Source organism: Promineifilum sp. (SeqCode), from assembly GCF_041918635.1.
Classification (GTDB): Bacteria; Chloroflexota; Anaerolineae; order Promineifilales; family Promineifilaceae; genus Promineifilum.
Genome location: NZ_JAYRVJ010000217.1, coordinates 1 through 4,982, shown reverse-complemented (window position 1 = coordinate 4,982; position 4,982 = coordinate 1). Strand labels below are relative to the sequence as shown.

Here is a 4,982-nt window from a genome sequence, read left to right as displayed (position 1 = left end):
TGACACGGCGGCCAAAGTACGGCTGCACGTTGCCGGGCAGTTTGACATAAATCTCTTCAATCCGCTTCTTACCATCCCACAGCTTCTTCGACAGGGGCGGCCGGTCGTAGGGCGGCTCCGGCTCGGCCGAGACGAGGGCGATGGGGCCGCCGGCGTCGTAGTCGCGGATGCCCTTGGCCGCCGCCGCGCCGGTCATGCCGCCGCCGATGATGAGGTATGGATAGTGAGCCATCAGAGATCGCCTCCGGGAAGAAGAATGATCCGCAGATTTCGCAGATTACGCAGATTACTCCTGGGAGAGCGGCGGCGCTGCGTGATCGAGACAGGTCAAGAAGGAGAATCCACAAACCGCGCAGTCTTCACGCCAACTATCTAAGAAATCTGCGTAATCTGCGAAATCTGCGGATGATCCCTCTTCTCTTTAACAGTCTAGCCAAAGCGGCGCGATTCGTCCAAAACTCGGCGGCCGTTGTCGGTTGCAGCCCTCTGGCGACGACACTATACTCCCGTCCATCCCATGCTGAGTGAACGACAGAAACCGATTATGCGTCCTTCTCATCGCTTTCTCTACGCCGCCGGCTCCCTCGGCGTCGCCCTTTCCTACCAGGCTTTCTCCGCTTACATCCAGTTCCTCTACATCGACATCCTCGGCGTGCGCGCGGCGTGGATCGGGCTGGTGTGGGCGCTCTACGGCGTCTGGAACGCGGTCAACGACCCGCTGTCCGGCTACTGGTCTGACCGGACGCGCACCCGCTGGGGGCGGCGCGTGCCCTGGATCGCCGGCTTCCTCGTGCCGCTGGTCATCACCTTCTACCTGCTGTGGTTCCCCTTTGGAGAGCGCGTGGCCTGGTCGGAGCTGAGCCTGCTGTTCTACTTCCTGGTGATCGTGCTGCTCTTCGACCTATGCTGGACGGTCGTGGTCATGAACTGGACGTCGCTCTTCCCAGAGATGGCCGGCAACGAGAGCGAGCGGGCGGGGCTGTCGGCCGGGCGGGAGATCTTCTCCATCTTCGGCCTGCTGGTGGGCGTGGCTCTGCCGCCGGTGCTGGCCGGGGCGGATTGGAGCAACCGGAGCAGCATGGCCTTGCTGCTGACGGCCGTGACGGCCGTCTCCGTCTTCCTCGGCCTGTTGGGCAGCAAGGAGCGGCCGGAGTTCGCCGCCGAGCCGTCGCCGCCGTTCATGAAGTCGATGCGGCTGGCGCTGCGCAACCGCGACTTCCTCTACTTCCTGGGCGCGAACCTGATGATCCAGTACGTCTTTCTGGCGATGTCGGCGGCCATTCCGTTCTACGCGAAATATGTCCTGCGCATCCAGGGGCCGACGACGCTCCTGGGGCTGACGCTGGACGCGGAGTTGCAGAACTCCATCCTGCTGGCGGCGGCCTTCCTGGCGGCGCTGCCGGCCATGGGGCTGTGGTGGGCGCTGGCGCGGCGGTTCGGGGCGTGGCGGGCGCTGCGCTGCGCCTGCCTGACCGGCGCGGCCACGGCCCTCTACTTCTTCTTCCCGCACACCTTCCAGGCCGGGCTGATCGGCACGGCCATCTTCGGCCTCAGTCTGGCCGGGCTGCTCATGCTGACCAACCCGCTGGTGGCCGACATCACGGACGAGGACGAGATACAGACCGGGGCGCGTCGCGAGGGCATCTTCTTCGGCATGAACGGGCTGATCATCCGCTTCGCCTTCGTCATCCAGGGGTTGCTGACCGCGCTGGTCTTCACCCTGACCGGCTACGTCAACCCAAGCGCGGGCGTGCTCTATCCGGAGCAGCCGGCGACGGCCCTCTTCGGCCTGCGGCTGCTGACGGGCGGCTTCACGGCGCTGGCGCTGGTGGCGGCATTTGTGCTGCTGGGCGGTTACACGCTGCACGGGGCGCGGGCGGCGCGGGTGCGGGCGGAGGCGGCGGCGTTGCAGGCCAGTAAACGCGAGGCGCTATTAGAGTAATAACCCCAACAGATGTTGCCACCATCACAGCATTCGTGTATACTAGATCGAATTCAGTATATATTGCTACTCTGGAGGATGTGTTATGGCTCAAGCAACCGTTTCGGCGAAGGGCTGGGTAGTTATCCCCAAAGAGTATCGCGACAAGTACAATCTGAAGCCAGGGACAAAGGTTGGTTTTGTAGACTACGGGGGCGTCTTGACACTGGTTCCTATACCGGAGGATCCCATAGCGGCCTTAAGCGGCATGTTCGCCGGCGGCCCATCCATGACCGCCGAACTCGTGGCAGAGCACCGGCGCGAAGTCGAAGAGGACGAACGCTATTTTGAACAACAGTTACGTCCTTGATGCTTTCGCCGTCCTGGCCTTCATCAACCAAGAGCCGGGCGGGCCACGGGTTGGGGCCTTATTCGAAGCAGCCGCCTCGGCCGAAATCGAGTTAAGCATCAGCCTGATCAATCTGGGCGAGGTTCTCTATCGCATTGCGCGGCAACATGGCGAGGCTGAGGCCAACATCGCCCTGAGCACCCTGGACGCCTCACCGCTTGCCTATCTGGCGGTCACGCGCGATCGAGTTCTGGCCGCGTCGCGTTTAAAGGCCATCTACCGCATCTCCTATGCGGATGCCTTTGCCGCGGCCGCGGCTGAGGAGTTGGACGCAGTCGTCGTGACTGGCGCTCCCGAATTTCGCGGCTTGGAAGGCAAGCTGAAGATCGAGTGGCTGCCACAACCTAAGCGTTAGCCCCGGTTCGTAGTCAGGTAATGAATGGCCTGACTACGAACCGAACTCCCACTCCCCCATTCGCCGCAACAACTCATAGCACGTCAAGTCTAGCTGCAACGGCGTGACGCTGACGTAGCCGTCACGCAGGGCGGCGAAGTCCGTCCCTTCGTCGGGCACGCCGGTCGGGTAGTCGCCGCCGATCCAGTAGTAGGGCTGGCCGCGCGGGTCTACGCGGGCGTCCAGCCGGTCGCGGTAGACGCGCAACCCCTGCCGCGTGACCCGCAAGCCCTTGATCTGCTCGGCCGGCAGGCAGGGCACGTTGACGTTGAGCAGCAGGTCTTTGGTCAGACCGTGGGCGATGGCGGCGCGGACGATGCGCCCGGCGTAGCCGGCCGCCGCCCGGTAGTCCCGCTCGCGCGTCATGTCGTCGGCGGCCAGCGAGAAGGCGAAGCCGGGCACGCCGGCGATGACCGCCTCCATGGCCGCCGTCACCGTGCCGGAGTAGGTCACGTCGTGGCCCAGGTTGCCAAAGGTGTTGATGCCGGATACGACCAGGTCGATCTTCTCCGTTACCCGGCCGAGCAAGGCCAGGGCCACGCAGTCGGAGGGCGCGCCGTCGCTGCTCAGCGCGGGCGTGCCGTCGGCCAGCGTGGTCTCGTGCACGCGCAGCGGCCGGTGGAGCGTCTTGACGTGGCCGCCGCCCGACCAGTTGTGATCGGGAGCCAGGATGGTCACGTCGCCCAGGGGTTTCATGGCGTCCACCAGGGCGCTCAGCCCCGGGGCGTGGACGCCGTCGTCGTTGGTAACAAGGATGTGCATGAAGAGGGATTATCCGCAAATTCGGCAAATTTGGCAGATTTCAAGCGCGTAGGGTGCAGTCTAGAATGCTAAAGGCTGTGCCCATTTACTTTGTGTTACAATCCAACAGAATTAACAGCTAGACAGATAGAGCAAACTCGAGATGATAAATGATATGACCCAATTGACTGTCGCAATTGAAGAGAAACAGATTCGTGACCTGCTCAAGGAAGTATTACTTGAATTGATAGAAACCCGGCGCGATATGTTTCAGGAGATCGTACTGGAAGCCTTGGAGGATGTCGGCTTGATGGAGGCAATCAAAGAGGGCGAACGTAGTGGTACAGCAAATCGCGACGAAATCATGGCGATCTTGGAAGGACTTGATTGAACGTTGAATTTCGCCAGAGTTTTGCACGCGACCTTCGTAAATTGAAAGACGCTCAAGTCCGCCGGCAGATTCAAAGCATCATTGTAGCTGTCGAAAAAGCCGATTCGCTCGTCGCGGTCGCCGGAGTTAAGAAGCTGCAAGGTGAAGGTGAGTACTTTCGCATCCGGTCAGGCGACTACCGACTGGGCATTCTCCTTGATGGCGATCGCGTTGTCTTTGTTCGCTGCCTTCACCGTAAGGAGATATACCGCTACTTTCCATAGCACGTTAACTCAGAGTCCGCATCCTCAGATGCGGACTCTGAGATTCATAGGCGATCAAAGTGCGTGCTCTTGCCCGCATCCGGATATTTCAACCCCAATCCCAGCATCCGATCCATCCCCAGGTGAGCCAGCCAGACGAGGCACACGGCCACCGCCCCGGCCGACCCCACCCACCAGCCCGCCACCAGCACGATAATCGGCGCGACCATCGTGTGCACCAGGTTATAGGCCACCGCCCCCACGCGCGGCCCGGCGGCGTAACCCAGCAGGCTCAGATCGGGGGCGATGAGCAGCAGCAGATAGAGCCACCAGGGATGGCCCAGGCGGAAGTAGGCGGCCGTCGCGGCCAGCAGCAACGCGCCGCCTTCCACGTGTAACAATGTCCGCGGCATGCTCATCGCAATACAGAGTGCGCATCCTCAGATGCGCGTCCCGTTCTCAGCAGACAGAGTGCGCATCCTCAGATGCGCGTCCCATATCGCACCGCCCGCATCTGAGGATGCGGACTCTGTGTCTCGGACAAATCTGCGGATCGATCTCTTACCGCCGGTTGCGACTCTGATAGCCGCCGCCGAACGCGCCGATGTCGATGAGCACCCCCAGGCCAACGACGATCCAGTCCCACAACCCGGCCACCGCGCCGTCACCCGACATGAGCACGTAGGCCAGCAGCGTCCAGGGCAGGAAGATGACGCCCAGAATGGGCCAAAGGATGTTGTCGAACGTCGCGTTCCAGCGAAGCCTGTCGGTCAGATACCAGGCAATGGCCGCCACGCGCGGGCCGATGAACACCAGCAGCGAAATGATGCAGCACATAGGGACTCCTCTCCTGAACTACTCTCAATGACGATAGAAACCGGGTT

9 protein-coding genes are annotated in these 4,982 nt (G+C 62.0%); 5 read left to right on the top strand and 4 right to left on the bottom strand.

Going from position 1 to position 4,982, the window contains the following annotated elements:
• The coding region (locus ACE3UY_RS07500) for an FAD-dependent oxidoreductase (protein ID WP_374686920.1) at positions 1-232 on the bottom strand (232 nt) is incomplete at its 3' end.
• A 312-nt stretch (positions 233-544) separates the two neighbouring features.
• Between ACE3UY_RS07500 and ACE3UY_RS07495 the strand changes: the two genes are divergently transcribed.
• From ACE3UY_RS07495 to ACE3UY_RS07485, 3 genes are all read left to right on the top strand, one after another.
• Complete coding sequence (locus ACE3UY_RS07495) at positions 545-1,942, top strand: MFS transporter (RefSeq protein WP_374686919.1); 1,398 nt, start codon at positions 545-547, stop codon at positions 1,940-1,942.
• An 85-nt stretch (positions 1,943-2,027) separates the two neighbouring features.
• Positions 2,028-2,291, top strand: coding sequence for an AbrB/MazE/SpoVT family DNA-binding domain-containing protein (locus ACE3UY_RS07490; protein WP_374686918.1), 264 nt, complete (start codon positions 2,028-2,030; stop codon positions 2,289-2,291).
• The gene (locus ACE3UY_RS07485; RefSeq protein ID WP_374686917.1) at positions 2,269-2,685 is read left to right on the top strand and encodes a PIN domain-containing protein; all 417 of its coding nucleotides are present in this window, start codon (positions 2,269-2,271) and stop codon (positions 2,683-2,685) included. The genes ACE3UY_RS07490 and ACE3UY_RS07485 overlap by 23 nt, the downstream gene beginning before the upstream one ends.
• Before the next feature lie 33 nt (positions 2,686-2,718).
• Here the strand turns inward: ACE3UY_RS07485 and surE are convergent, their stop codons facing one another.
• Complete coding sequence (gene surE / locus ACE3UY_RS07480; RefSeq protein ID WP_374686916.1) at positions 2,719-3,486, bottom strand: 5'/3'-nucleotidase SurE; 768 nt, start codon at positions 3,484-3,486, stop codon at positions 2,719-2,721.
• Between the two features lie 154 nt (positions 3,487-3,640).
• On the opposite strand from surE, the gene ACE3UY_RS07475 reads away from it, so the two are divergent.
• Positions 3,641-3,856 carry a hypothetical protein gene (locus tag ACE3UY_RS07475; protein ID WP_374686915.1) on the top strand — a complete coding sequence of 72 codons (216 nt, stop codon included), beginning with the start codon at positions 3,641-3,643 and terminating at the stop codon, positions 3,854-3,856.
• Positions 3,853-4,119: a type II toxin-antitoxin system RelE/ParE family toxin gene (locus ACE3UY_RS07470; RefSeq protein ID WP_374686914.1), complete on the top strand. Its 267-nt coding sequence runs from the start codon at positions 3,853-3,855 to the stop codon at positions 4,117-4,119. Before ACE3UY_RS07475 ends, ACE3UY_RS07470 begins: the two co-directional genes overlap by 4 nt.
• Before the next feature lie 44 nt (positions 4,120-4,163).
• On the opposite strand, the gene ACE3UY_RS07465 is transcribed toward ACE3UY_RS07470, so the two are convergent.
• The gene (locus ACE3UY_RS07465) at positions 4,164-4,511 is read right to left on the bottom strand and encodes a DUF4260 domain-containing protein (RefSeq protein WP_374686913.1); all 348 of its coding nucleotides are present in this window, start codon (positions 4,509-4,511) and stop codon (positions 4,164-4,166) included.
• Between the two features lie 148 nt (positions 4,512-4,659).
• Complete coding sequence (locus tag ACE3UY_RS07460; protein ID WP_374686912.1) at positions 4,660-4,935, bottom strand: hypothetical protein; 276 nt, start codon at positions 4,933-4,935, stop codon at positions 4,660-4,662.
• Between the last annotated feature and the right edge of the window lie 47 nt (positions 4,936-4,982).

Coding starts and splice junctions, on each gene's coding strand:
- surE (WP_374686916.1), bottom strand. CDS start 3,486: ATGCACATCCTTGTTACCAACGACGACGGCGTCCACGCCCCGGGGCTG.
- ACE3UY_RS07465 (WP_374686913.1), bottom strand. CDS start 4,511: ATGCCGCGGACATTGTTACACGTGGAAGGCGGCGCGTTGCTGCTGGCC.
- ACE3UY_RS07490 (WP_374686918.1), top strand. CDS start 2,028: ATGGCTCAAGCAACCGTTTCGGCGAAGGGCTGGGTAGTTATCCCCAAA.
- ACE3UY_RS07460 (WP_374686912.1), bottom strand. CDS start 4,935: ATGTGCTGCATCATTTCGCTGCTGGTGTTCATCGGCCCGCGCGTGGCG.
- ACE3UY_RS07475 (WP_374686915.1), top strand. CDS start 3,641: ATGACCCAATTGACTGTCGCAATTGAAGAGAAACAGATTCGTGACCTG.
- ACE3UY_RS07495 (WP_374686919.1), top strand. CDS start 545: ATGCGTCCTTCTCATCGCTTTCTCTACGCCGCCGGCTCCCTCGGCGTC.